Source organism: Actinoplanes sp. NPDC051851, assembly GCF_040681165.1.
GTDB lineage: Bacteria > Actinomycetota > Actinomycetes > Mycobacteriales > Micromonosporaceae > Actinoplanes.
The window spans coordinates 78,864-104,143 of the sequence record NZ_JBFAYF010000006.1; the positions used below are offsets into that span (position 1 = coordinate 78,864).

20 protein-coding genes and 1 riboswitch are annotated in these 25,280 nt (G+C 71.3%); of the genes, 11 read left to right on the forward strand and 9 right to left on the reverse strand.

From position 1 onward, the window contains the following. The first annotated feature begins 12 nt into the window (after positions 1–12). On the forward strand, positions 13–1,530 hold the full coding sequence (gene thiC / locus AB0M08_RS08510; protein WP_364490524.1) for a phosphomethylpyrimidine synthase ThiC: 1,518 nt from the start codon (positions 13–15) through the stop codon (positions 1,528–1,530). On the opposite strand, the gene AB0M08_RS08515 is transcribed toward thiC, so the two are convergent. From AB0M08_RS08515 to AB0M08_RS08530, 4 genes are all read right to left on the reverse strand, one after another. Next, positions 1,509–4,739 carry a DUF5305 family protein gene (locus AB0M08_RS08515; RefSeq protein ID WP_364490526.1) on the reverse strand — a complete coding sequence of 1,077 codons (3,231 nt, stop codon included), beginning with the start codon at positions 4,737–4,739 and terminating at the stop codon, positions 1,509–1,511. The two genes, thiC and AB0M08_RS08515, sit on opposite strands and share 22 nt — an antisense overlap. A gap of 91 nt (positions 4,740–4,830) precedes the next feature. Beyond that, positions 4,831–5,256 carry a hypothetical protein gene (locus AB0M08_RS08520; RefSeq protein WP_364490528.1) on the reverse strand — a complete coding sequence of 142 codons (426 nt, stop codon included), beginning with the start codon at positions 5,254–5,256 and terminating at the stop codon, positions 4,831–4,833. Positions 5,257–5,282: 26 nt separating this feature from the next. Next, positions 5,283–5,361, reverse strand: a riboswitch (cyclic di-GMP riboswitch). 224 nt (positions 5,362–5,585) lie between these two features. Then, positions 5,586–6,026: a ribonuclease domain-containing protein gene (locus AB0M08_RS08525; protein WP_364490530.1), complete on the reverse strand. Its 441-nt coding sequence runs from the start codon at positions 6,024–6,026 to the stop codon at positions 5,586–5,588. A gap of 114 nt (positions 6,027–6,140) precedes the next feature. Next, positions 6,141–7,595, reverse strand: a complete 1,455-nt coding sequence (locus tag AB0M08_RS08530) for a hypothetical protein (protein ID WP_364490532.1) — start codon at positions 7,593–7,595, stop codon at positions 6,141–6,143. 616 nt (positions 7,596–8,211) lie between these two features. Here AB0M08_RS08530 and AB0M08_RS08535 point away from each other — a divergent pair. The 4 genes from AB0M08_RS08535 to AB0M08_RS08550 are packed head-to-tail and all read left to right on the forward strand — an operon-like array spanning position 8,212 to position 12,531. Beyond that, complete coding sequence (locus tag AB0M08_RS08535; RefSeq protein ID WP_364490534.1) at positions 8,212–11,124, forward strand: nitrate- and nitrite sensing domain-containing protein; 2,913 nt, start codon at positions 8,212–8,214, stop codon at positions 11,122–11,124. Next, positions 11,121–11,528 carry a roadblock/LC7 domain-containing protein gene (locus tag AB0M08_RS08540; protein WP_364490536.1) on the forward strand — a complete coding sequence of 136 codons (408 nt, stop codon included), beginning with the start codon at positions 11,121–11,123 and terminating at the stop codon, positions 11,526–11,528. Before AB0M08_RS08535 ends, AB0M08_RS08540 begins: the two co-directional genes overlap by 4 nt. Positions 11,529–11,573: 45 nt before the next feature. Further along, the gene (locus AB0M08_RS08545; RefSeq protein WP_364490538.1) at positions 11,574–11,936 is read left to right on the forward strand and encodes a DUF742 domain-containing protein; all 363 of its coding nucleotides are present in this window, start codon (positions 11,574–11,576) and stop codon (positions 11,934–11,936) included. After that, positions 11,917–12,531, forward strand: a complete 615-nt coding sequence (locus AB0M08_RS08550) for an ATP/GTP-binding protein (RefSeq protein WP_364490540.1) — start codon at positions 11,917–11,919, stop codon at positions 12,529–12,531. The genes AB0M08_RS08545 and AB0M08_RS08550 overlap by 20 nt, the downstream gene beginning before the upstream one ends. A gap of 538 nt (positions 12,532–13,069) precedes the next feature. On the opposite strand, the gene AB0M08_RS08555 is transcribed toward AB0M08_RS08550, so the two are convergent. Continuing rightward, a complete protein-coding gene (locus tag AB0M08_RS08555) occupies positions 13,070–14,215 on the reverse strand; it encodes a uroporphyrinogen-III synthase (RefSeq protein WP_364490542.1) in 1,146 nt (381 codons plus the stop codon). A 621-nt stretch (positions 14,216–14,836) separates the two neighbouring features. Here AB0M08_RS08555 and rplM point away from each other — a divergent pair. From rplM to glmM, 3 genes are all read left to right on the forward strand, one after another. Continuing rightward, positions 14,837–15,280 carry a 50S ribosomal protein L13 gene (gene rplM, locus AB0M08_RS08560; RefSeq protein ID WP_215792927.1) on the forward strand — a complete coding sequence of 148 codons (444 nt, stop codon included), beginning with the start codon at positions 14,837–14,839 and terminating at the stop codon, positions 15,278–15,280. A 20-nt stretch (positions 15,281–15,300) separates the two neighbouring features. Then, entirely contained in the window at positions 15,301–15,804 is a 504-nt protein-coding gene (gene rpsI, locus AB0M08_RS08565; protein ID WP_364490544.1) for a 30S ribosomal protein S9, read from the forward strand. A gap of 177 nt (positions 15,805–15,981) precedes the next feature. Next, on the forward strand, positions 15,982–17,337 hold the full coding sequence (glmM, locus tag AB0M08_RS08570; RefSeq protein WP_364490546.1) for a phosphoglucosamine mutase: 1,356 nt from the start codon (positions 15,982–15,984) through the stop codon (positions 17,335–17,337). Between the two features lie 7 nt (positions 17,338–17,344). Here glmM and AB0M08_RS08575 read toward each other — a convergent pair whose 3' ends face one another. After that, complete coding sequence (locus tag AB0M08_RS08575) at positions 17,345–18,484, reverse strand: pyridoxal phosphate-dependent aminotransferase (protein WP_364490823.1); 1,140 nt, start codon at positions 18,482–18,484, stop codon at positions 17,345–17,347. Positions 18,485–18,511: 27 nt separating this feature from the next. After that, positions 18,512–19,147, reverse strand: a complete 636-nt coding sequence (locus AB0M08_RS08580; protein ID WP_364490548.1) for an MmpS family transport accessory protein — start codon at positions 19,145–19,147, stop codon at positions 18,512–18,514. A gap of 109 nt (positions 19,148–19,256) precedes the next feature. Here AB0M08_RS08580 and glmS point away from each other — a divergent pair, with 109 nt between their 5' ends. Further along, positions 19,257–21,140 (forward strand): glutamine--fructose-6-phosphate transaminase (isomerizing), encoded by a 1,884-nt coding sequence (glmS, locus tag AB0M08_RS08585; protein WP_364490550.1) that lies wholly within the window; start codon positions 19,257–19,259, stop codon positions 21,138–21,140. Positions 21,141–21,199: 59 nt separating this feature from the next. Here the strand turns inward: glmS and AB0M08_RS08590 are convergent, their stop codons facing one another. Both AB0M08_RS08590 and AB0M08_RS08595 read right to left on the reverse strand, forming a co-directional pair. Continuing rightward, positions 21,200–22,843 (reverse strand): alpha/beta hydrolase, encoded by a 1,644-nt coding sequence (locus AB0M08_RS08590; RefSeq protein WP_364490552.1) that lies wholly within the window; start codon positions 22,841–22,843, stop codon positions 21,200–21,202. Then, the gene (locus AB0M08_RS08595) at positions 22,840–23,220 is read right to left on the reverse strand and encodes a hypothetical protein (RefSeq protein WP_364490554.1); all 381 of its coding nucleotides are present in this window, start codon (positions 23,218–23,220) and stop codon (positions 22,840–22,842) included. Before AB0M08_RS08595 ends, AB0M08_RS08590 begins: the two co-directional genes overlap by 4 nt. Before the next feature lie 146 nt (positions 23,221–23,366). Between AB0M08_RS08595 and AB0M08_RS08600 the strand changes: the two genes are divergently transcribed. Both AB0M08_RS08600 and AB0M08_RS08605 read left to right on the forward strand, forming a co-directional pair. Further along, positions 23,367–23,735, forward strand: coding sequence for a holo-ACP synthase (locus AB0M08_RS08600; RefSeq protein ID WP_364490556.1), 369 nt, complete (start codon positions 23,367–23,369; stop codon positions 23,733–23,735). Positions 23,736–23,813: 78 nt separating this feature from the next. After that, entirely contained in the window at positions 23,814–25,265 is a 1,452-nt protein-coding gene (locus AB0M08_RS08605) for an NAD(P)H-hydrate dehydratase (RefSeq protein ID WP_364490558.1), read from the forward strand. Positions 25,266–25,280: the final 15 nt, after the last annotated feature.

Genomic DNA, 25,280 nt, shown 5'->3' on the forward strand with positions numbered 1-25,280 from the left:
TTGGGAGGAATCATGAGGCGCAAGGTCTACGTGGAAGGCTCCCGTCCGGAGATCCGGGTGCCCTTCACCGAGGTGGTGCTGACCGGCGACGAGCCGCCGGTCCGGCTCTACGACACGTCCGGTCCCGGCAGCGACCCGGCGGTCGGTCTGCCGCCGCTGCGCGCACCCTGGTGGACCGGAAAGACACAGCTCGCTGCCGCGCGGGCCGGTGAGATCACACCGGAGATGGAGTTCGTCGCGGTGCGCGAGGGGGTGGCGCCGGAGGTGGTGCGCGACGAGATCGCGGCGGGTCGCGCGGTGCTGCCGGTGAACCGCAACCACCCGGAGAGCGAGCCGATGGTCATCGGTTCGCGGTTCCTGGTGAAGGTCAACGCGAACATCGGCACCTCGGCGGTGACCTCCTCGATCGACGAGGAGGTGGAGAAGCTGACCTGGGCCACCCGGTGGGGCGCGGACACCGTGATGGACCTGTCGACCGGCCCGCGAATCCACGAGACCCGCGAGTCCATTGTCCGGAACTCACCAGTGCCGATCGGCACCGTGCCGATCTATCAGGCGCTCGAGAAGGTCAACGGCGACCCGCTTCGACTGTCCTGGGAGTTGTTCCGGGAGACCGTTATTGAACAGGCCGAGCAGGGTGTCGACTACATGACGATCCACGCCGGGGTACTGCTCGCGCACGTGCCGCTGGCCGCCGAGCGGGTGACCGGGATCGTCTCCCGCGGCGGCTCGATCATGGCGGCCTGGTGCCTCGCCGAGCACCGGGAGAACTTCCTCTACACGCACTTCCGGGAGCTCTGCGAGATCTTCCGCGAGTACGACATCACCTTCTCGCTCGGCGACGGCCTGCGGCCGGGTTCGATCGCGGACGCCAACGACGAGGCACAGTTCGCCGAGCTGCGGACGCTGGGCGAGCTGACCCACATCGCCCGGGAGTACGACGTCCAGGTGATGGTCGAGGGCCCCGGCCACGTACCGATGCACAAGATCAAGGAGAACGTGGACCTGCAGGTCGAGCTCTGCGACGGGGCGCCGTTCTACACGCTCGGCCCGCTCGCCACCGACATCGCGCCGGCCTACGACCACATCACCTCCGCGATCGGCGCCGCGATGATCGGCATGTTCGGCACCGCGATGCTCTGCTACGTCACGCCCAAGGAGCACCTCGGCCTGCCGAACCGGGACGACGTCAAGGCCGGGATGATCGCGTACAAGATCGCTGCGCACTCCGCCGACCTGGCCAAGGGCCACGCCGGCGCGCAGGAGTGGGATGACGCGCTCTCCCGGGCCCGGTTCGACTTCCGCTGGGAGGACCAGTTCGAGCTGGCCCTCGACCCGGAGACGGCGCGCGCCTACCACGACGAGACGCTGCCGGCGGCCCCGGCGAAGACGGCACACTTCTGCTCGATGTGCGGCCCGAAGTTCTGCTCCATGAGGATCAGCCACGAGCTGCGGGCGGCGGGCATGAAGGCGAAGTCGACGGAGTTCGTGGACGCCGGCGGGCGCGTCTACCTGCCGATCTCGTCCTGATCGTGCTCGGCCCCACCGGTCTCCGCGGGCGTCCGAGCCGACGCTGACGTCGTCTGGTCCGGCGTCGACTCGGTGGTCCCGGTCGGCGTCGACTCGGTCGTCTGGGTTGACGTCGCTCCGTGCGTCGGCCGCTGCGTCGGCATGAAGTCGTAGACCGGGTCACGCTGAGCGGTCCGCCGGGCCACACGTTCCCGGCGGGCCTGGTCAGCGGCGGCCTGGTCCCGCTCCGCCTGCTCGTTGATCTCCTTCTCCAGCGCCAGATTCCGCTCCGCGAGCTCTTCCGCCGCCAGCCGCTCCGCTTCTTGGCGCGCCGCCATCTCCCGAATCTCTTCTTCACTCAACTCCGGCACCGCGCCCGCCGCTCCTGCCGGGTCCTCCGCAAGCCCTTCGATCCGCGCCCGCTCCGAAGCCTCGGGCCGCTTCTCCATCAGAGCTTCCACTTGCGCCCACACCGGAGTCTCGGCCTGCTGCTGAGCCCGGACTCCGCCCGACGCTCGCATCGGCGTTCCGTCCTGCTTCTCCGCCTGCGCCCCGGCCTGCGTTTCGCCTTGCGCTTCGTCCTGCGTTTCGGCCTGCGCTTTGCTCTGCGCCTGTGCCGGGGCCTGCGCTTCGGCCGGGGTTTGTGCTTCGGCCGGGGTCTGCGCTTCGGCCGGGGTCTGCGCTGAGGCTTCCGCTGGTGTCGGTGCCGACGCGGGTTGCGGGTCGGACTCAGCCTTGGGCGCGGCCTTGGGCGCCACACGAGGCGCGGCTTTGGACGCGGTCTTCGCCGGGGCCTTCCTCGCGGGCCGCTTCGCGGTGGTCGGCCCGCTCTCACCCGCGGCCGTCTGCGTAGAGCTGCCCACGGCCTCATCCGTGGCGGGCTGAACCGGACGCCGTGCCCGAGCACTGCGGCGGGGCCCTCGCTTGCGCGCCGGTTGCGCTGCGTCTTCCGCAGCCTGCTCTTCTTCCGGTACGCCCGGAGCCGCCACCGTCCCCACCGACCTACCCGGCCACGGCTGAGCGCCCCAGTCAGGCGTCTCCGGTTCCACCCGCCCCCGAACACTCAGATCCCGCCCAGCCTGTTCCTGCGGGGCCTGTTCCGGAGCCGTCGCGTCCTCAGTCGCCTTCTCCTCGACGGCCTCTTCTCCCGCGTGGTGTGCCGACCCGGGTTCGTCGTGGCTCAGCGGAGTGCGCGGCCACGGGTTAGCCGCCCAATGAAGGGTTTCCGGTTCCGCGACCTTCTCCGCCATGCTCGCCGCCGGAGCCGCCGGAGCCGCCGGAGCCGCCGGAGCCGCCGGAGCCGCCGGAGCCGCCGGAGCCGCCGGAGCCGCCGGAGCCGCCGGAGCCGCCGGAGGTGAGGCGGGAGTTGGGGCTGGGGTTGCGGCCGGTTTGCGGCTGGACGGGCGACGGCCAGGTGACTTGCGCGCGGTGGTGGTGGCCTTCCGAGTGGGTTCCGGCTTGGCCGTTTCGGTCTGGGCGGTGCTATCGGAGGTTGTGTCCTCTTTAGTCGCTGTGGCCCCGGTGGTCTCTGTGGGCTCGCCGGTCGCAGGAATGGACTCGGGTCCGGCGTCGGCTGCGGAGCTGGTCCCGGTCCCGGACACTGTTCCGCGCCCGCTGGTGCTGGAAGTGGAGGTGGGGCGAGGGGTGATCACTGAGGCTATGCCGAGGGCAGCGGATCTCTGGGCGCGGCGGTTCGGGTGCGGGATGCTCGGGAGCGGGGGCTTCGGTGGCTGCGGCCGTGGCGGGACGATCCGGAAGCGGTAGGTGACCCCGTCGTCGCGGACCACGAAGTCGTCGGAGCCGTCCGGCCGGGTCCAGGTGAGGATCATCTGCCCGTACTTCTCGGCCAGCTTCACCAGCGCCGGGAACGTGTCGACCGTGACCACCGGCTTCCCCGGCGGACTCGCCATCGGCTCGACCGGCACCAGGAGATGGCCGTACCGCCGCTGGATCTGTGACCTGGTCTGCAGCGGAACCCTCCGCAGCGCTGTCATCGCGATCGCCACGGCCCCGGCGATCGCCACCAGCAGCAGGTAGACGGAGTACTTCCGCGCCTGCCCCGCCGTCATCAGATCCCGCCCCAGCACGCTGATCTGCCGCGGTACGGTCCCACCCCCGCTCGTCGTCCCGGACTCACTGACCACCAGGCTGCTGGAGTCACCGGTGAGCCCGAGTTGGATCGAGTCGAGTCCGAGCGTGAGTTTCGGCGCGAAGGTGGTGCCGTCGTCGTGCTGGATGTCGGCGGTCACCGCGATGATCAGCGATCCCAGATTGGCTCCGATCGCGCTTCCGGCCTCGTTGACCTGATCCTCGAGGCCGTTGAGGTCGAGCGTCACGGAGTCGACGTAGCGTTCGGCGGTGAACTGTTTCGGCTGGGACAACTGGACTGTGGAGTGCCACCCGCTGCTCTGTGTGGAGAGCCGGGCGGTGACGCCGATCCGGCCGGGTTCTCCCTCGTAGCTGAGCTGCAGGGTGACGAAGTCGGCGAGTTTGCGGTAGATCGGATCCGGCGAGTAGGCCACCGTTCCGTCGTAGGCGGCGGATCGCTGCACCTCGGCCGAGTAGGAGAACGTCATCGTTTCCCCGGCACTGGTGGCGCTGGCGGACGTCTCGGTGGTGGGCCGCATCCACCCGAGGACTCCGAGCAGGAGTCCACCGGCGGCGGCGAGCACCACCACGGCGGCGAGGAGCCGGAAGAAAGGATGGAGACGGCTGACGGCCTTGAAGATGGCCGTGGCCGCCGCCCAGGAGCCGCCTTGGCCGGACATGCCAGTCACTCTCTTCTTGAGGCGGCCGCGCGGGATGTCCCTGCGGGTTTTGGCCGTGGCCGCTCCACCGCTGATGAACAGGAAACTGATCATGCCCAGACCGGTGGGACTGAGCATCGGCCGGAGCCAGACGCCTCCTTTGGGGACGTGCAGGACGGCTCGCCCGATCATCCGGTCCTCGGTGACCTTGCCGCCGTCGATCTCCGGGTTGTTGTCTCCCTTGAAGACGAAGCCGGTCTCGCCGTCACCGCCGATGATGCGGTGAAGTACCTCTGCCTCGCTCCCGGACCCATGGTATGCGGCGATCTGACCGACTTGGTAGGAATCGGCTTTCACGACGAAGACAAGATCGTCGGCGTGGTACAGGGGTTGCATGCTGACGCCGTGAGTGACGACGTATGACACGCGGTGGGTGCCGATGGCCCAAGCACCGATGGCCGCCATCGCGATGATGGCGGCCATGAGGAGATTGCGGGTGCCTGATCGGATGGGGTCTCCCGGACTGGCGTGACTTTCAGCAGCATGCCAGCCCGGGAGAGGGTTCTACGGCAGGTTAGGCGACCTGGATCTGCATGCTGGTCAGGCCGGTGTAGTAACTCGCCGCGGCGTGGGTGCCATCCGAGGTGAGCGCGGTGATGCAGGTGACCGAGGTGCCGGAGACCGTCGGGCAGTAGAACTGGTCGGCCGAGGCGGAGCCGTAGCCGGTGCCGGTCGGCGTCAGCGTGACGGCTTTGCCGTTCGCCGCGCTGTCGGTAAAGGTCAGGGTGACGCCGGTGATCTGGGTCTTCGTGGCGTCGTTGAAGGCGTAGGTGACCGCGCTGAGGCTGGCGCCGGTGACCGTCTGCGACACCGTGCCCCCGATGAACTGCGTAGTGCCCGCGCCGTTGGTCAGGCCGTTGGAGGCGGTGAAGGCGGTGCTGCCAGCGGCGACCGCGCCAGCTACGGCGACGCCGCCGACGAGCTGAAGCATGCTGCGCATAAGGAGTCTCCTCTTGTTCGTTCGGTGGAAGCAGCCCAGCCGGCCCCCTCTGGGGCCCTGTCGGCTTTGCGTCCCCGGCTCGCGCCGGGTTTGCCTTTCACGCCGAGCGGACGGTCGTTGTCCCTGGCAGCTGTTTCATCGGTCACCTCGCACAGCGGGGTAGAAGTTCGGGCCGGGTTTTTTCGGCGAGCCCCGAGATTCCCCGGCCTGAGCGCACCTGAGGTGCTAAAGGGGTGCGGGACGGGTGCGGGACGCGTACCCGAAACGGGAGAAAAGGCGCGGCGGCCGTCAGGGAGACGGCCGCCGCGAAGATGCGCGCAGAGAGGGGGTCAGAGCTTGTAGAACGTCGTGTAGTGGTCGGGGGTGAAGTAGGCGACCTTCGAGGTCCGGTCCACCACGATCCGGTACGCATCACGCGACGCGCCCTTGGCCCGGGAGTAGACGTCGTACTCGTTGTAGGTGGAGGTGGGCAGCTGGCCCTCGCGGTTCTGGAACGTACCGCCGGTGTAGTTGTACTGGCCGTACGGCCAGGAGTACCACCCGGCGGTGAGCGGCCAGCTGAGCGAGGCCCACCCGGTGTACGCCGTCCGTGCGGCCGTGCAGGTGCTGATCGTGCAGCTGGAGTAGACGGCGGCCTGCGCGGCCGAGGTGGCGGTCGGCGCGACCACGGCGGGTGCGACGAGCGCGGTGCCGGAGAGGGCGAAGACCAGGGCGAGGCCGAGGAGGAGTCGGCGGATGCGGGGCAGGGGGGCGAGCCGGTCGACGGTCATGTGCGGTGCTCCCGACGTGAACGAGGGATGTGGCCGGACATCGGTCATCGTCGACGCTTCGCCGCCCCCGCGGTACCTCCCAGCGGCATCATTCCATCGGTGTTTACGAATGTTTTACGCGTTTCCGAGACCGTTGACCCAATCGACATAATCCGTCTCCGTCGATTGTCCCCGGCCTCGCATACCATCCGCGGCGGCCGTCTGCGGGAACGGGCCACTGATCGAGGTCGGCTCGACGACAGGGCCGTGAGCTGCGGTGACGCGCGGCTGCTCGGCGGTCATCGCGCCGGCCCGCCCGGTCGGCTGGCCGGTCGTGAAGCCGTTGAAGGCCGTGGTGTCACCCCGTCCGCGGCGCGGAGCGGCGGGCGGCTGCTGACCGGAGAAGCGAGGCTCGGCGGCGGGCGGCGGAGTGTGCGGCGCGACCGGCGGGGGAGTGTGCGCGGCCTCGGGCTGGGTGGGGTACGGCGTTCCGGACCGGAACGGGCTGCCGCTGCCGCCGCTGAACGGGTTGTTCGGCGTACCGGGTGCGGGCAGGACGCCGGTGTCGGAGGGCCGGAGCTGGTCCTCGGGGCGCTGCGCGGCGGCGGCCGCGGCCTGCGCTATGGCCGACTGCACCGGGGCGTCCCGGCGGGGCAGCGGGGTGCTCGCCGGGGAGTCGCCGGCCGGGCCCTCCGGGGTGCTCGCCGGGGAGTCGTGGCCGGGCTTGGCGCCGGGGGTGGCCGGGGCGCTGCGGACGATCGCGGCGATCACCGAGCCGAGCACGCCGGCACCGGCCGCGGTCATCGCCGACCAGTACGGGTCGAGCTGGAACCCGGCCGCGTCCTGGGCCGGGCCGGCGATCAGGTATGCCATGGTGAGCAGCGCGGCGCCGGGTAGCCCGGCGAACGCGACGGCCAGCGTGGACGTGCCCTTGCCGCGGCCGATCCAGCCGACGATCAGGCCGGCCAGCAGAGCGAGCACCGGCATGGTCAGGAACGGCGTGTGCTCGGCGACGGCGGCTGGGATCAGGCTGCCCTCCAGGACGCCGACGCGTACCGCGGTGGCCGTGTGGCCGGGCAGCAGCGAGGGCCCGATGGTGACCAGGGCGACGATCCAGGTCAGCACGCTCATCACGGCCAGGTTCCACCGGAAGACCGGCTTGGCCGCGGCCGCGGCGGCCGCGAAGATGCCCACCGCGGCGCCGATGCCGGCGGCGGCGCCGATCACGAAGACCGGCTGCACCCCGGCGACCACGGCGGACCGGGCCGGCTGCATGGTCAGCGGCAGTACCGCGAGGGAGCCGAGCCCGGCCGTGACGCCGAGGCCGATCGATCCGGCGGCGCTGACCGGGCGGGGCAGCCAGCGTGAGCGCATCCCGGTGGCGACGATCGCGCCGATGGCGGCCGCGGTCATCGTCATCCAGGCGACCCAGGCCAATTGTGCGGTCCATTGATCACGCGCTGTGATGTCGAGAGCCCGGTCGAGCCGTACCATGCCGAGCCCGTACGCGATGCCGAGTTGGCCCGCACCGACCACCGCGGCTGCCGTGGCGGTGGTGGCGACCAGCTTCACCCAGCTCCGAATTGCCATGCCGGGCACGTTACGGAATGCGGTGCGGGGTACGCCAGTACACGGACAGCTTCTTAAGGCGTCCTAAAATCTTGATCTTCCTCGATCGAGGAATGTCACTTTTCACGGTGATCACTCTGGGTCACTGCGGGGCGACGTAGGCGACATTCGCGGACCGTGATTCCATAGTGGACGATGAGCGATCACGGACAGCGGGTCCGTCGCGCCATGCCGAAATTTCGACAACGTGGTCCGCGACTTTTCTCCCACATGGTGGTTCGCCGCCCGGGGCCCGTTCGGTGAGACATTTGTGCACGTCAAACCCCATATATCGGGTCGCCGAGGTACGCGCGCACGCTTATCACCAGGGAACCTGCTTGTTTTCCAGGAGGATCAAGGCTTCCCAAACCCGCCCCCGTTCTGGTGAAATCGCCGCCGTGCCAAAACCGGCGCAGCTTCTGCTGTGTGCGCCGAACGGGGCCGGACCGCAGTCGTCAAACGGCCGCTGGACGGCCGATATGAGCGGGACGACCGCGAAGGAGAAGTCGTGAGCACGGGATCCTCGGGTCATGCTGTGCGACGCCGTTTCTTGCCTCGACTACGAGACGCGCGGATTCGCGCCAAGCTGGCCGGTTTGATGGTGATTCCACTTGCCGCAGTGCTGGTGCTGGGAACCGTTCGGCTGATCGAGGTACGCGGAACGGCGTCGGATTCGAGCCGAGTGGCCGACCTGACCAGAATCGGTACCGACATCTCCAACATCACTCGCCTCGTGCAGGTCGAGCGGATGGCCGCCGCGGCGTTCCTCGCCTCGCGCGGCAAGGACGAGAGCGGCTACGCGGACCGGATCAAAGAGGTCGACGCGCAGATCCAGACGTTCCGTGAGCACCGGGCCGATCTGCCCGATCTGCCGGACCGGGTGATGGACAAGTTCTCGGTGATCGACGAGCAGCTCGCCACCCTGACCGACACCCGCAACCAGGTCAACGGCCGCAAGGACATCACCGTCTTCGGCGCCATCCAGCAGTACGGCGACGTGCTGAACGGCCTCGCCGGCTTCGAGGACGCGGTCAGCCAGATCGCCGACCCGGGCTCGGCCGCCGACGCGCTCCGCTCGCTCGGCGCGTTCAGCCGGATCGAGAACTCGGTGGCCCAGCAGGAGGCGATCGCCTACTCGGTGCGGGTGAGCGGCGAGTTCACCCAGGTCCGTGACCAGCAGCTGACCGCCGCCAAGGCCAGCCGGGACTCGGCGTACACGGACTTCCGTACGCTCGCCTCGACGAACCAGATCGGCATGGTCGAGGCGATCCTCGCGGACGCCAAGATGACCACCGCGGACGGCCTGAACACCCGGCTGACCGGCAACCTCAAGGCCAGCCTCGACGACATCGTCAAGGCGTACGAGGACGTGCTGGACCTGCTGCGCACCACCGAGCGGACCCTCGAGGACCAGACGGTCGCGATCGCCGAGGACGCCGCCGCCAGCGCGAGCCGCCGGGCCACCATCGAGTTCGCCGTCGTGCTCCTCGCGCTGCTGACCACCATCGCGTTCGCGGTGGCGCTGGCCGCCAACCTGAACCTCGCGGCCCGCCGCCTGCGGCACGGCGCGCTCACCGTCGCCAACCGCGACCTGCCCGAGGCCGTGCACCGCCTGCAGGACATCGACAGCCTGGGTGACCGTGGCGTGGAGCGGATCCTCGCCGAGACCCGGGATCCCATCCGGCTTACCGGAAAGGACGAGTTCGGCCAGGTGGCCGAGGCGTTCAACATGGTGCACCGGGAGGCCATCCGGGTCGCCGCCGAGCAGGCCGCGCTCCGGACCAGCGTCTCCGCGATGTTCCTCAGCCTCGCCCGGCGCAGTCAGGCGCTGGTCGACCGGATGATCGGCGAGCTCGACGGCATCGAGCGCACCGAGGAGGACCCGAAGCGGCTCGCGAAGCTCTTCGACCTGGACCACCTGGCCACCCGGATGCGCCGCAACGACGAGAACCTGCTGGTGCTGGCGGGTGCCGAGGTGGGCACCCCGCGCCGCGAGGACGCGCCGCTGATCGACGTGCTGCGCGCCGCCCAGTCCGAGGTGGAGCAGTACAACCGGATCGAGTTCGGGTCGATCGACACCGACGTGCTGGTGATGGCCGGCGCCGTCAACGACACGGTCCGCCTGATCGCCGAGCTCTTCGACAACGCGACCCACTTCTCGCCGCCGACCACCCAGGTGATGGCGTCCGGCCGGCAGATCGGCCACCACGCGGTGGTCCAGATCGAGGACCGCGGCCTGGGCATCTCCGCCGACCAGCTGGAGATGATCAACCGGCGTCTGGCCGAGCCGACCGAGGTCGACGTGGCCACGTTCCGCCTGATGGGCTTCGCGGTCATCGCCCGGCTCGCCAGCCGGCACGGCATCCGGGTGCGGGTGCTGCCCGGCCGCGAGGGCGGGACGATCGCCGAGGTCACCCTCCCCTCGGACATCGTCATGGTGCCCGGCGTCCCGGCGGTGCCGCAGCGCTCCGCCGGCTGGAACCGTTCGCCCGCGACACCGCAGCTCTCCGCGGGCTCGGACTACCGCCCGCCGATCCGCGCGGTCGCCTCGCAGAGCCCGGCCCTGCCGCGGATGCAGCAGCTGCCGGCCGCCGAGGACGACCTCGACCTGCGCCCGACCCCGGACCGTCCGAAGCTGCCCACCCGGGTGCCGGCGTCGGCGACCGCGGGACCCGAGGCCCCGCCGGCCCGGTACGGCGCCCAGCCCGAGCCCCCGGCTCCGGCTCCGGCCGCCGTCCCGGCCGCCCAGCCGGCCTGGCACACCCCGTCCTACGAGCAGCCCGGGTACGGGCGGCCCGCGTACACCGAGCCGGCCTACACCCAGCCCGCCTACGAGCAGCCGGCCGCGCCGTCCTGGCAGAGCCAGTCGGCCGCCCAGCCCGCCTACCAGCAGCCGGTCGCCCGGACCGCGTACTCCCCGCCCGCCGCGCAGCCCGCTTACGCGCAGCCGGCGGCACAGCCCGCCTATGCGGCGCAGCCGGCCGGGTACGCTCAGCCCGCCCAGAGCAACGGCTGGAGCGCGCCGATCCAGGTCGAGATGCAGCAGAGCTGGTTCGAGGTGACCGCCTCGTCCACCCGGCCGGAGGGCGGGATGCCGACCGCGGGGTACGCTCCGCCGCCGACCCCGATGCAGCCGATCTCCGCACCCCCCTCGGCGCACCACCCGGCCCCCGCGACATCGACACCCCCTGCTGCTACCGTTCCCAGGCCACGAGTGTCCCCAGAGGACAGATGGCGTACGGCGGCGGACGAGGGGTGGGCGCGCGCGATGGCCGCGGCCGCGCCGAGGGACGCCGGTAATACGATGTCTGGCCTGCCCAAGCGGGTCCCTCAGGCACAGTTGGTTCCCGGCGGCGTGCAGCCCGCGCCCCGGGCACAGAACCGTCGCAGCGCCGACGAGGTGCGCGGACTGCTGTCCGCCTACACCCGTGGCGTCCAGCGAGGGCGGACGGACGGCGTCGCCGAGTCCGGCGCCGCGGCATTCCAGGCCACTAAGGAGAACAACAAGTGACCAGGCCTCCCACCATGCAGGACATGGGCTGGCTGCTCAACAACTTCGCCGACAGCATCGCGGGCGTCGCGCACGTCGTCGCGACCTCCGCCGACGGCCTGCTGCTGGCCCAGACGAGGGATCTGCCAGCGGACCGGGCGGACCAGCTCGCCGCGATCTCCTCCGGCGTGGTCAGCCTGACCGACGGTGCTTCCCGGATGTTCAATGCCGGTCAGGTGCAGCAGACCATCATTGAAATGGACAGCGGTTACCTTTTCCTGATGTCCATCAGCGACGGCTCATGCATGGCCGTTCTGGCTGCTCGCAGCTGCGATGTCGGTCAGGTCGGCTACGAGATGGCCCTCTTGGTGGAGCGCGTGGGTGCGGCACTGTCGCCGGCGCCACGCGCAGCCGTCGGCTATTAGACGCCGGGCCCGGACGAGCTCGGTGGGAGTTGAGGTGACCGCGACATGACAGAGCCGCAGGATCCCAGGGGAAGCCTGGTGCGGCCGTACGCGGTTACCCGCGGCCGGACCGAGCCCATCCGGGAGATACCGATCGAAGCGGTCCTGGTCGCCAACGCGGCGGCCGTGCAGGAAGCCCGCTTCGCCGGACATGACAAATACCGCATCGCCGTGCTGTGTGAGCCGAAGGCCCAGTCGCTCGCCGAGTTGGCGGCCCTGACCCGGCTGCCCCTCGGGGTGGCCCGGGTCCTCGTCGCCGACATGGTGGCCGGTGGATTACTCGCGTTGCACAGTGCCGCTCCCCGACAGAGCTACACGGAGCGGATGGATTTGCTGGGAAGGGTGTTGAGTGGACTTCGCAAGCTCTGAGAGAGCGGTGTCGCCTCCGGAGATCGTCTCGGCGAAGATCGTGGTGGCCGGTGGCTTCGGCGTGGGCAAGACCACGCTGGTCGGGGCGGTCTCCGAGATCGAGCCGCTGACCACCGAGGCGGTGATGACCACCGCCGGCGCCGGCATCGACGACGCCTCCAAGGTGCCCTCCAAGGGCTCCACCACCGTGGCGATGGACTTCGGCCGGATCACCATGGCCGACGACCTGATCCTCTACCTGTTCGGCACCCCGGGCCAGACCCGCTTCTGGTTCATGTGGGACGAACTCATCCGCGGCGCCGTCGGTGCCGCCGTGCTGGTCGACACGCGCCGTCTCACCGACGCGTTCGCCCCGCTCGACTACTTCGAGAACAGGCACCTGCCGTACCTGGTGGCCGTGAACTGTTTCGACACCGCTCCCCGTTACGAGGCCCACGAGGTCCGCGAGGCACTGGCGATCCCGCCACACGTCCCGCTGGTCATGTGCGACGCCCGGCACCGGGAGTCCGCCAAGGAGGTCCTGATCGGCGTCGTCGAACACGCCATGGCCACCCTGGTCGCCGAGCACGAGGCCGGCCCGACGCTGGTCGGCTGAGCCTCTTCGGCGAGTTCAACTTCAACTTCATAAGACCCATGTCGCATCGGGGTGGTGGGTGCAGACCGCTGCTCCCGCCGAGGGCGCGGGGCGGTTCGCTGGCCGCTGGCGCGTCCAAACCGCTCACCACCCCGCGCGACCTGCGTAACCACTCCCGCTCACCCCACCCCACACGCCCTCCGCCTCGCGCCACCTAGCCCGCCGTCGCGCCACCTCGCGTCGTCTCACGCCTCACCGTGCGCCATTTTTCCGTTTCATGCCTCTTTGTGCCGCCCCGCGCCGCACCCCGTGCCGCCGCCCCGTTACCTGATGCCACCTCGCGCCGCCGCGGGGTTTTTGCCCGGGCAGGGGCGGTGCCGAGCCGTCGTGTCGCTCTGTCGCCCCCAGCCGGACCGCTGTGTGGCTGTCGCCCCTAGCCGAGTCGTTGTGTGGGGCTGTAGTCCCCAGGCGAGTCGCTGTCCCGTCGTCGCCCCACGCAAGCCGCTGTGGCGGGCTGTCGCTCCCGGATGCGTTGCCGGGGTGGGCGGGGGTGGGCTGGCTAGGTGGGGAGGCGGTAGCCGCGCTTGACGACCGTCTGGATGGCGCCGGGGACGGACAGGCCGGCGCGGAGACGGGCGACCGCCATCTCGACCGCGTGCTCGTCGGCGCCGCGGGGCAGCGTCTGCAGGAGGGCGGCCCGGGACAGGACCCGGCCCGGCGCGTTGGCGAGGGCCCGCAGTACGGCCATCGGGCCCGGTGCGAGCGGCCGGAGCTCCCCGTCCACCACGGCGGCGTGCCCGCGCAGGGTGATCGAGTGGCCGTTGACCTGCACCGAGACCGCCCGTTTGGGCAGCTCCTCGACGAGCGTGCGGACCAGCGAGCTCAGCCGTGCCCGGGCGGGCGTGGAGACCGGGACGTCGACCCGGCGCAGCGGAGCGGCGGTGACCGGGCCCACGCAGGCGGCCAGGACGTCGGTGCGGAACGCGTCGAGGAGAGCCTCGGTGCTGGGAGCCGCCGTACGCAGAAGGGCCTGAACCGCCGCGGCCGAGGTGAACGTCACGGCATCGACGAGTTTCCCGGCGACCAGGTCGACCAGCCGGTGCAGCGGGGCCTGGTCGGTCGGCGGCGCCCAGCGGTAGACCGGGACCTCGATCACCCGGGCTCCGGCGGCCTGGAGCGCCTCGGTGTACTCCGGCTGGCTCTCGCCGTGCAGCTGCATGGCGACCGTGAGTCCGGACACACCCCGGGCGGTCAGGTGCTCGACCACCTCCTCGTAGCCCTCGCCCTCCGGTGACCAGCTGTCCTTCAGGCCGGCGGCGCGGACGGCGGCTCGGGCCTTCGGTCCCCGGGCGACCAGGTAGGCACGGCCGAGCGTGGTCCGCAGCGGGTCGGCCAGGCCCCAGCCCTCGGCCGCCTCGAGCCAGCCGCGCATCCCGATACCGGTGTTGACCAGCACGATGTCCGGCGGGTTGTCCAGGCAGGCGCGGGTGGCGGCGCGGAGCTCGGCGTCGTCGGCGATCGGCACGATGCGCAGCGCGGGAGCGATCACGACGCGTGCGCCGCGGCTCTCCAGCAGGCTGGCCAGCTCGTCCCGGCGACGGTCGGAGGTGACACCGATGGTGTAGCCGGAGAGGGTGGCCGTCGGCTCGGCCAGCGCGGCCGCGGTCAGCACCGGCCGGCGGGCTCCCGGGGTCCGGTCCGTCATCCGGCGATGGTCCTCTGCGCAGTCCTCACGGACTTGTCGAGAAGTCGCGGCGTGGCCGGGCGGTCCACCGAAGGGCACGCTCGAAGCCCGCCGTCCTCAGCGTCGACCCGCTCCCATGTCACGCCTGCGGTCCTCGCCATGCCTCCGTCCGGGGCACGCCGCGACTTCTCCTCGCCACTCCGGCGAACCGGGGTGGCGGACACCGTCAGGTCCGTCCTCAACCCTGACGGTGGTCTCTCCATGGTGCGCCCGTGGACGCCGCGTCGGCCGAAGCCGGGCCGCGTCGTCGGAAGGTACGCACCGTTGGGCATGTCCCGAAGCGTGCCGTTGGGGAATTTCAACCAAGCGTCCCATTTGTTTCGAGCCTGCTAAGAGGCATCGAGCGGGACATGACACACCCGAGAAGGGTGGGTCATCGGCGGCGAGTATGCTGGATGTGCATGGGGTCCCTCCCAGATCACCTATCGGGGATGGCCTGCTTTGACCACGCGCCGCGCGGCCGGGTATTGTTGCCTGCTGTTGTGCGATAGCTGCGAGCGCTCCCCCTCCGGGGGTGCTTGGTGTTCGTGACTCACACGACCAGCGCGCGCCCCCAGACCGACGACGAGACAAGGTAATTCTGTGCGTACGTACAGCCCGAAGCCGGGTGAGATCGAGCGTCAGTGGCACATTATCGACGCTTCTGACGTCGTCCTGGGCCGCCTGGCTACCCACACCGCCACTCTTCTGCGTGGCAAGCACAAGCCGACGTTCGCACCGCACGTCGACACCGGCGATTTCGTGGTGATCATCAACGCCGGCAAGGTCGCCCTGACCGGCAACAAGCGGCAGACCAAGGTTGCGTACCGGCACTCCGGTTACCCGGGCGGTCTGAAGCAGGTCGGCTACGAGGAGCTGCTCTCCAAGCGCCCCGAGAAGGCGATCGAGCTGGCCGTCAAGGGCATGCTTCCGCACAACAAGCTCGCGCGGCAGATCATCAAGAAGCTGAAGGTCTACCCGGGCGCCGAGCACCCGCACGCCGCTCAGCAGCCGCAGCCGTTCGAAATCACCCAGATCGCGCAGTGAGCGCGGGAGAAGGCAGCAGCATGACCGACATCATCGAGCCCGAGGTCGTCGAGGCCGTCGAGACCGTCGAGGAGCCCGCTGAGACGGTCGTCGTGGTCGAGGCCGCTCCGGCCGCCGTCCGCGCCCCGCGCCCGGGTGACCGTCCCGTGCAGACCGTGGGCCGCCGCAAGGAGGCCATCGTCCGCGTGCGCCTCGTGCCCGGCACCGGCAAGGTCACCTGCAACGGCCGTGACCTCGAGAACTACTTCCCGAGCAAGGTGCACCAGCAGCTCATCCGTGAGCCCCTGGTGACCACCGAGCGCGCCGAGCAGTTCGACGTCATCGCGAACCTGCGTGGCGGCGGCATCACCGGGCAGGCCGGCGCGCTGCGCCTCGGCATCGCCCGCGCGCTGATCGCGCACGAGCCGGACGACCGCCCGGCCCTGAAGAAGGCCGGCTTCCTGACCCGTGACGCCCGGGTCAAGGAGAGCAAGAAGTACGGTCTCAAGAAGGCCCGTAAGGCTCCGCAGTACTCGAAGCGCTGATTTTGCGCCACGTCTGACCGACGGCCGAGTTACGCTCCCCGAATTTGGGGGCGTGCTCGGCCGTCGCCGTTTCACCGTTGTTTCACTCCCTCCCCAACTAGCCGTACCGGTCACTCCGGCCCCGGGCCCCCAACGACGCCAGAGGGACCGTGCTGCGACCGGCGAAAGGAAGCCGCCATGGGGCGACTCTTCGGCACCGACGGCGTTCGTGGTCTTGCGAACGGCGATCTGCTCACCCCCGAACTCGCTCTCTCGGTCGCCGTCGCGGCGGCCCGGGTCCTCGTCGAGAGCGACAGCAGTCACCAGCCGCTCGCCATCGTGGGGCGTGACCCCCGGGCCAGCGGCGAGATGCTGGAGGCAGCGGTCGTAGCGGGCCTGACCAGCGCGGGCGCGAACGTGGTCCGGGTCGGTGTGCTGCCGACGCCGGCGGTCGCGTACCTGGTGGGGCAGACCGGTGCCGATCTGGGTGTGATGCTCTCCGCGTCGCACAACGCCATGCCGGACAACGGGATCAAGCTCTTCGCCGCTGGTGGCCAGAAGCTGCCGGACGAGCTGGAGGAGCGGATCGAGAAGACGATCGAGGACGGGCACGGGCTGGTCGGCCGCCCCACCGGCGCCGGCATCGGCCGGGTGCACGACCTGCTGGACGGTGCCGAGCACTACATCAAGCACCTGGTCGAGTCGCTGCCGCACCGGCTCGAGGGCATCAAGGTCGTGGTGGACTGCGCGAACGGGGCGGCCAGCGAGGTCGGTCCGGTGGCGTATCGGGAGGCGGGCGCCGAGGTCATCGCGATCCACGCCGAGCCGGACGGCCTGAACATCAACGAGAACTGCGGGTCCACCCACCTGGAGCGGGTGCAGGAGGCGGTCGTACGGGAAGGGGCTGATCTCGGTCTTGCCCATGACGGTGACGCTGACCGCTGCCTGGCGGTGACCGCGTCGGGTGACGTCGTGGACGGTGACCAGATCATGGCGATCCTCGCGCTCGCCATGCGCGACGCCGGTCGGCTCACCGAGAACACCCTGGTGGCGACCGTGATGAGCAACCTGGGCCTGCGGATCGCGATGAAGCAGTCCGGCATCAAACTGATCGAGACCAAGGTCGGCGACCGGTACGTGCTGGAGGAGCTTCAGGCCGGCGGTCTGGCCCTGGGTGGCGAGCAGAGCGGGCACATCGTGATGCCGGCCTACGCCACCACCGGCGACGGCGTCCTGACCGGCCTGCACCTGATGGCGCAGCTCGCCGCCACCGGCAAGTCGCTGGCCGACCTGGCCGCCGTGGTGCACCCGCTGCCCCAGGTGCTGATCAACGTGCAGGTGGGTGACCGGGAGGCGGGTGCCGCGGCCCCGACCGTGCAGGCCGCGGTGGCCCTCGCCGAGAACGAGCTCGGCGAGACCGGCCGGGTGCTGCTCCGCCCGTCCGGTACCGAGCCGCTGGTCCGGGTGATGGTCGAGGCCGCCACCGAGGAGACCGCGCGCAGTGTCGCCGAGCGGATCGCCGACGAGGTCCGCGCGGCCAGCCCGGCGAAGTAGGCGGGCCTTACGCGAGCGTCTTGAGGCGGCCGACGGCTTCGTCGATCACCTCGGGGCGCTTGCAGAAGGCGAACCTGATGAGGTGCCGGCCCGCGTCCTGATGGTCGTAGAAGACCTGGGTCGGCACCGCCACCACGCCACACCTGTCCGGCAGCTCGCGGCAGAACGCGACGCCGTCGGTCCCGCCCAGCGGCCGGATGTCGGCGGTCACGAAGTAGGTGCCCTCCGAGGGCAGGACACCCAGCCCGGCCGCGGTCAGCCCCTCGACCAGGCGATCCCGGTTGGCCTTCAGCCGGGCGGTGAAACCGGTGAAGTACGCGTCCGGCAGGCCCAGGGCCACGGCGACGGCGGGCTGCAGCGGCCCCGCGTTCACGAAGGTCAGGAACTGCTTGACCCGCTGGACCGCGGAGACCAGTTCGGCCGGCCCGGTCGCCCAGCCGATCTTCCAGCCGGTGCAGGAGAACGTCTTGCCGGCCGAGGAGATCCGCAGGGTGCGCTCGCGCATGCCGGGCAGGCTCGCCAGCGGGACGTGTTCCCCCTCGAAGATCAGGTGCTCGTACACCTCGTCGGTCACGGCGTACGTCCGATGCTCCCGACAGAGTTCGGCGATCAAGGCCAGCTCGGCGGGGGTGAAGACCTTGCCGGTCGGGTTGTGCGGCGAGTTGAGCAGCACCAGACGGGTACGCGGCCCGAACGCCGCCCGCAGCGCCTCCTCGTCGAACCGGTACCGCCCGTCGGGGCCCGGCCGCAGCGTGACCGGACGGCGGACCGCGCCCGCCAGGGTGATCGCGGCGGCGTACGAGTCGTAGTACGGCTCGAAGCAGACCACCTCGTCGCCCGGCTCGCAGAGCGCCAGGATCGTCGCCGCGATCGCCTCGGTGGCGCCGGCGGTGACCACCACCTCGGTGTCCGGATCCGTGGTCAGCCCCCAGAACCGCTGATCGTGCGCCACGATCGCCTGCCGGAGTGCGGGGATGCCGGGTAGCGGCGGGTACTGGTTCGCCCCTGCGGCGAGCGCCTCGGCCGCCGCGGCGAGCATCTCCGGTGGGCCGTCGGTGTCCGGGAAGCCCTGACCGAGATTGACCGCTCCGGTACGGATCGCGAGAGCGGACATCTCGCTGAAGATCGTGGTTCCGAACGGGCGCATGCGTTCGACGAGCGGCACTGACGCTCCCTACTTGATGACGATCTTGTTGCACGTGGCCGTGGCGGCCGGCCCCGACGCGGTGTCCTCCGACACGATCTCACCATCGATGGTCACGCGACAGGTGATGCTGCCGTCCAGCAGGCTGTGCCGGATCGCCGAGACCGAGACGACCGCCGCGCCGGACATGGTGATCTTCTTCTTCCACGGCAGCTCGACGCGGGTCTCCTGCTGCGGCAGCTCGTTCAGCTTCTCGGTCCAGACCACGCTGGCCGCGCCGTCCCCGGTTACCTGATAGACCACGTTGATCTCGGTGTCGCCGAGGCCGGGCACGTTCGGCACGTCGGTGGGGAGCTGGGTCGGCAGCGCGGTCGGGATCGCCTCGGTGGTCTGCTTCACCCTGTCCGAGGTGCGCTGGTAGAGCAGCACGCCGGTAGTGGCGATGCCGCCGCAGAGCAGTGCGCCGATGGCGAGGACCAGTGCCACCAGCGGCGCGTTGCTGCGCCGGGGCGCCGGGGTGTAGGCCGGCGGATATCCGGTCCCGTGCCCGGTCCCGTGCCCCTGCTGGTAGCCCGTCGGGTCGTATCCCGGCTGGTGACCCGGCTCTGGGCGGCCGACCGGCGGGAACTCCGAGGTCGGCGGATAGTCCGGTCCCGGCTCGCTCATGTGACTGACGGTACTCCTGTGATGAAAACCCGCTTTCGATCAAATTGCGTGCTCGAAAGAGTGCTTCCTGCGCATGACGTCTGCGCGAAAGTCGGATACGCTGCCCCGCATGTGTGGGATCGTGGGTTACGTAGGCGGCCGTCCTGCGTTGAGCATCGTGCTGGATGGTCTGCGGCGACTCGAATATCGCGGTTACGACTCCGCGGGCGTCGCCATCATCGACAATGACGTGGTTCGCACCGAGAAGCGTGCGGGCAAGCTGGCCAACCTGGAGAAGGCGCTCGCCGAGCGCGGGGCGGACGGGATCGCCGCCGGCGTGACCGGTATCGGCCACACCCGGTGGGCCACCCACGGCGGGCCGACCGACCGGAACGCCCACCCGCACCTCTCCGCGGACGGCCGGGTCGCGGTCATCCACAACGGCATCATCGAGAACTTCGCCCGGCTCCGCAGCGAACTGGAGGCCCAGGGCATCGAGTTCCGCAGCGACACCGACACCGAGTGCGCGGCCCACCTGCTCGCCCTGGAGATGAGCGCGCTGCGCGCCGCGGGTGGCGAGGAGGGTCCCGCGCTGCTCGCCGAGGGCATGCGCCGGACCGTACGCCGCCTGGAAGGTGCCTTCACCCTGCTCGCCGTCGACGTCGAGGTGCCGGACGCGGTGGTCGCCGCCCGGCGCAACTCGCCGCTGGTGGTCGGCCGCGGCGACGGGGAGAACTTCCTGGCCAGCGATGTGTCGGCGTTCATCGAGCACACCCGTGAGGCGATCGAACTCGGTCAGGACCAGGTCGTCCTGATCACCCCGGCGGGCATCGAGATCACCGGCTTCGACGGCTCGCCCGGCGTCGGCACCGAGTTCCACATCGACTGGGACGCCTCGGCCGCCGAGAAGGGCGGCTACGAGTACTTCATGCTCAAGGAGATCGCCGAGCAGCCCCAGGCGATCGCCGACACGCTGCTGGGCCGTCTCTCCGAGCGCGGCGAGATCATCCTGGACGAGGTCCGCCTCACCGACCAGGACCTGCGCGACGTCGACAAGGTCTTCATCGTCGCGTGCGGCACGTCGTACCACGCCGGCATGGTCGCCAAGTACGCGATCGAGCACTGGGTCCGGATCCCCTGCGAGGTGGAGCTCGCCAGCGAGTTCCGATACCGCGACCCGATCCTGGACCGCTCCACTCTGGTGATCGCGATCAGCCAGTCCGGCGAGACCATGGACACCCTGATGGCGATCCGGCACGCCAAGGAGCAGAAGGCCCGCGTCCTGGCGATCTGCAACACCAACGGCTCGACGATCCCGCGCGAGTCCGACGCGGTGCTCTACACCCACGGCGGCCCGGAGGTCGCCGTCGCCTCCACCAAGGCATTCATGACCCAGCTGGTCGCCTGCTACCTGATCGGCCTGCACCTGGCCCAGATCCGCGGCGTGATGTACGCCGACGAGGTCGCCGCCGTCGTCTCCCGCCTGCGCCGCACCCCGGACAACCTGCGCGTCCTGCTCGACCGGATGGAGGACGTCCGCGTGCTGGCCCGGGACCTGAAGACCGCCTCGACGGTGCTCTTCATCGGCCGGCACGTCGGCTTCCCGGTCGCTCTCGAGGGCGCGCTGAAGCTCAAGGAGCTGGCGTACATGCACGCCGAGGGCTTCGCCGCCGGTGAGCTCAAGCACGGCCCGATCTCCCTGATCGACCAGGGCACCCCGGTGATCTGCGTCGTACCCTCCCCGCAGGGTCGCGGCGTGATGCGCGACAAGGTCGTCTCCAACATCCAGGAGGTCCGCGCCCGCGGTGCCCGCACCATCGTGATCGCCGAGGAGGGCGACGACGACGTGGCGGCCTTCGCCGACCACCTCATCCACGTCCCGCACACGCCGACCCTGCTGGCGCCGTTGATGACCGTGGTGCCGCTGCAGATCCTGGCCTGCGAGATCGCCGCCGCCCGCGGCAACGACGTCGACCAGCCCCGCAACCTGGCCAAGTCCGTCACCGTCGAATAGGCGCCTTCACCGACCCGTGTCGCGGAAGCCGGCCGAGTGGTCGGCTTCCGAAGCACGGGCTAGGGCCCGGGCCGGTCGCCCAGCGTGATCGCCGCCAGCGCGTCGAGAGCCGGCCGGCCCGGATCCCAGTAGCCCAGGTGCCCGGCGTCCACCTGGCTGTGGAACACCCGCGCGCCGAACCCCGGATCGCTCGGATCCCGCCCGAACCACAGATCCCGCCCCGGATGCCGGTCGACCGGGTCGATCGCGAGGTACTGGATCGGGTCGCTCACCGACGTCGAGGCCCAGACCCGCTGCCCGGCCGGAAGGTGCAGCTCGCCCACCGAGTCCGCCCCGACCCCCGGCGAGCCGACGAAGACCACGTTCTCCGCGGCCAGCCCGCCCGCGGCCGCCCGGCCCACCAGCAGCGACCCGTAGCTGTGACCCAGAACGGTCAGCCGCCCCGCTCCCTCGTGGGTCGTCCGCAGACCCTCCTGGAAGCTCCGCAGCCCGGCGGCGCCCTCCTCGGCCTGCCGCGCGGACCAGGCCTCGTCCAGGAAGTCGGGCGCGTCGTAGTCCAGCCAGAGGATCGCGCTGGTGGCCTCGGCCGGCCGCACGTCGGTGGCGCGCTCGGCGACCCGTTCGGCGCGGGTCAGCTCGCCGCCGACGGACTCCAGATCGGCGGTCATCCCCGGTACATGGGTCAGAACGTTATCGGCCAGGTCCGGGTCACCCAGGGCGATCACGGCCCGGCCGTCCGCCGCCACGTTCAGGCCTATCAGGTACGCCCGGAGCCCGCTCCCGCCATCGCCGCTCCCGCCATCGCCGCCGCCGCTGCTCCAGGCCGAGCCGTACCCGCCGTCGCCGCTGCCGCTTTTCCCGGCCGGGGCTGAGCCGCTCGCGCCGTCGATCCGGGCCCGCAGCGCGTCCAGCCCGGCCCGGTTCGGCAGGGTGTCGAGGAGCAGCCGGTTGGCGAGATCCCGATCGGCCACCGGAACCCCGGCGAACCCGGCCACCGACCCCGGCTCCACCGCGAGCAGCCACATCCGCTCCGCCGCGCCGAGCCCGCCCCACCAGGCACGCACCTCCGCCGCCGTAGCCGCGCAGCTCGGCCGGTCCCGGGCCCGTGGTGGCACCGCCTCCACCGAGATCCCGGCCAGCCGCTCGACGGTCGCCGTGTCCGCCTCCGCCGCGATCGACAGCGCCGCCGCCAGATCCGCCGAGCCCGCCACCGGCGCCGCCGACCCGGTGGCGACGCCCGCCGACCCGATGATCGCCCCCACCGATGCCGCGGCCGGAGCCGCCGATCCCGCCGGCGCGGTCGCCGGCGGCGGTGCGGAGACCGTGCCGTCGTCGTGGATGACCAGGCCGGCGGCGCGTGCCCGGTCGAGCAGGGATCGCGCCCGGCCCAGCGCCGCCGCGAACTCGCTGAGCGCCTGATCGACCCGCCAGCACACCAGCCGGAACAGCGTGATCCGCCGCCGGAACCCGTCGATCACGGCGGTCGCCGCGTCCGCCGCCGCGCCGGACCAGGCCGCGCGCAGCCGGGTGACCAGCGAGCCCAGATCGGCGCCGAGAACCCCGGCCAGCGCCGCCCAACGTCGCCAGTCCAGCGCCGCCGCCGTCCAGCGCGCCGGATCGGTGGCCCGGAGCCGCGCGTACGTGACCCGACCCGAGAAGGAAAGTGTGACCCGACCCGAGAAGGAGAGCGGAGCGGCGGTCATCGAGCGGCCCGGAAGCGGGTGGACGTGCGGGCGTCGGCGTCCTCGTACTCCAGAACGGTGGTGGAGATCGACGCCGACGTGCCGGAGAGATCGGCGCTCAGCTCCCGCATGCGGTGGCCGGCCGCCTCGGCGGCTCGCTCGGCGGAGTAGGCGGACGCCCAGCGCGGCGGCGGGATCAGCCCCGGCACCGCACTCGCCGCGTCACCCGCCTGGACGGCGGCGGCGGTCACCGCGGCGGCGACACGGCCCAGCGCGGCGGTGTCGACACGAACATGGCCGGCCGAGCCGGTCCGCGGGTCGTCGCCGTGCGGGTCGTCGCCGTGAAGGTCGTCGGCGTGCGGGTGGTCGACGGTGTCGACATGGGGATCGGGACGCATCGGCGACCTCCGGGCGAGACGGCGGGACACGTCGACGTTAGGGCTGCCGGAGACGTCGTGGGCCGGCCTGTGGACAGCGGATCCCACTGTCCACAGGCTGGGCCGGGTGTTGAGAAAGTCACCACGAGCACCGTTAGTGTGGCCGTGTGATCGTGTCTGTCGGCATTGACGTCGTCCTGGTGGAGCGCTTCGCCCGTGCTCTGGATCGGACCCCGCTGCTCGCTGACCGCCTGTTCACCGAGGAGGAGCGGACCACCGGCTCCGGCAACCCACGCTCGCCCGAGTCGCTGGCCGCCCGGTTCGCGGCGAAGGAGGCGGTGGCCAAGGCCCTCGGCGCTCCGGCCGGCATGCGCTGGCACGACTGCGAGATCGTCACCGATCCGGACGGGCGTCCCTGGTTGACCGTCTCCGGTACGGTCGCCGCCGCCGCGTCCGAACGCGGTGTGAACCGGTGGCACCTGTCGTTGTCGCACGACGGCGGGATCGCGTCCGCGATGGTGGTGGCCGAGGCCTAGGCCGCTGAGCCGGGGCCGGTCAGTGTCGGGGCCGGTCAGTGTCGGGGCCGGTCGGGGTCAGTCAGGGGAGGAGACGGGATGCGGCAGGCGTGGCGGGTCACGGACGTACGCGCGGCGGAGAAGGCGCTGATGGCGACGCTGCCGGAGGGCACGCTGATGCAGCGCGCCGCAGCCGGACTGGCCCGCCGGTGCGCGCTGCTGCTGGAGGACTCCGGCGGTGTCTACGGCGCCCGGGTGCTGCTGCTGGTGGGCAGCGGCGACAACGGCGGCGACACGCTCTACGCCGGCGCCGCCCTGGCCTCCCGCGGCGCTCAGGTGCGGGCGCTGCTGCTCAGCCCGGAGCGCGTCCATCTGGCCGGGCTCGCCGCGCTGCGCCAGGCAGGCGGGTTCACCACGGCCGACCTGCCGACCCGTGCGGACCTGGTGATGGACGGCATCGTCGGGATCGGGGCGAGCGGCGGGCTGCGTCCCCCGGCGGCGGCGATCGTGCGCGAGCTGGGCGGGCTGCGCGGGCGTGACGGGCGGCGGCCGATCGTGGTGGCGGTGGACGTGCCCAGCGGCGTGACGGTGGACACCGGTGACGTGCCCGCCGAGGCGGTGACCGCGGACGTCACGGTGACCTTCGGCTGCCTCAAGCCGGCCCACGTGATCGGCCCGGCGGCGACCCGCTGCGGCCAGGTCGAGCTGGTCGACATCGGTCTGGCCCGGACGCTGACCGCGGATCCGGCGGTCCGGGTGGCGGAGGCAGCCGACATCGCGGAGTGGTGGCCGAGGCCGGACGCGACCTCGGACAAGTACTCGCGCGGCGTGGTCGGCCTGGCCACCGGATCGGCCGGCTACCCCGGGGCGGCCCTGCTCTCGGCCACCGGCGCGCTGGCCGGGCCGACCGGCATGGTGCGGTATGCGGGCAGTGCCCACCGGGAGGTGGTCCGGGCGCATCCGTCGGTGGTCGCGGCGCCCCGGGTCGCCGAGACGGGGCGGGTGCAGGCCTGGGTCTGCGGGTCCGGGCTCGGCACCACGGACGAGGCGCGTACCGAACTGCGCAGCGTCCTGGCCACCTCCCTGCCGGTGCTGCTGGACGCGGACGCGATCACCCTGCTGGTCGGCGGCGAGCACGCCGAGGACCTGCGCCGCGACGCCCCGCTGGTGCTCACCCCGCACGACGGCGAGTTCACGCGACTGGCCGGCGAGGCGCCCGGTGCCGACCGGGCGGGCTCGGCGGCCCGGCTCGCGGCGTGGACCAACGCGGTGGTGCTGCTCAAGGGCGACCGGACGATCGTCGCCTCGCCCGCGGGGGAGATCTGGGCCAACCCGACGGGCAGCCCGGCGCTGGCCACGGCGGGCTCCGGCGACGTCCTGGCCGGGCTGCTCGGCTCGCTGCTCGCGGCCGGGTTGCCTCCGGTGCGCGCGGCGGTCGCGGCGGCCTACGTGCACGGCATGGCCGGTCGCCGCGCGGCCCTGGACGGCCCGGCGACCGCCCCGGACGTGGCGGCCGCCCTGCGCCCGATCCTCGCCGCCCTGCTCAGCTGAGCGCACCCGCCGTCG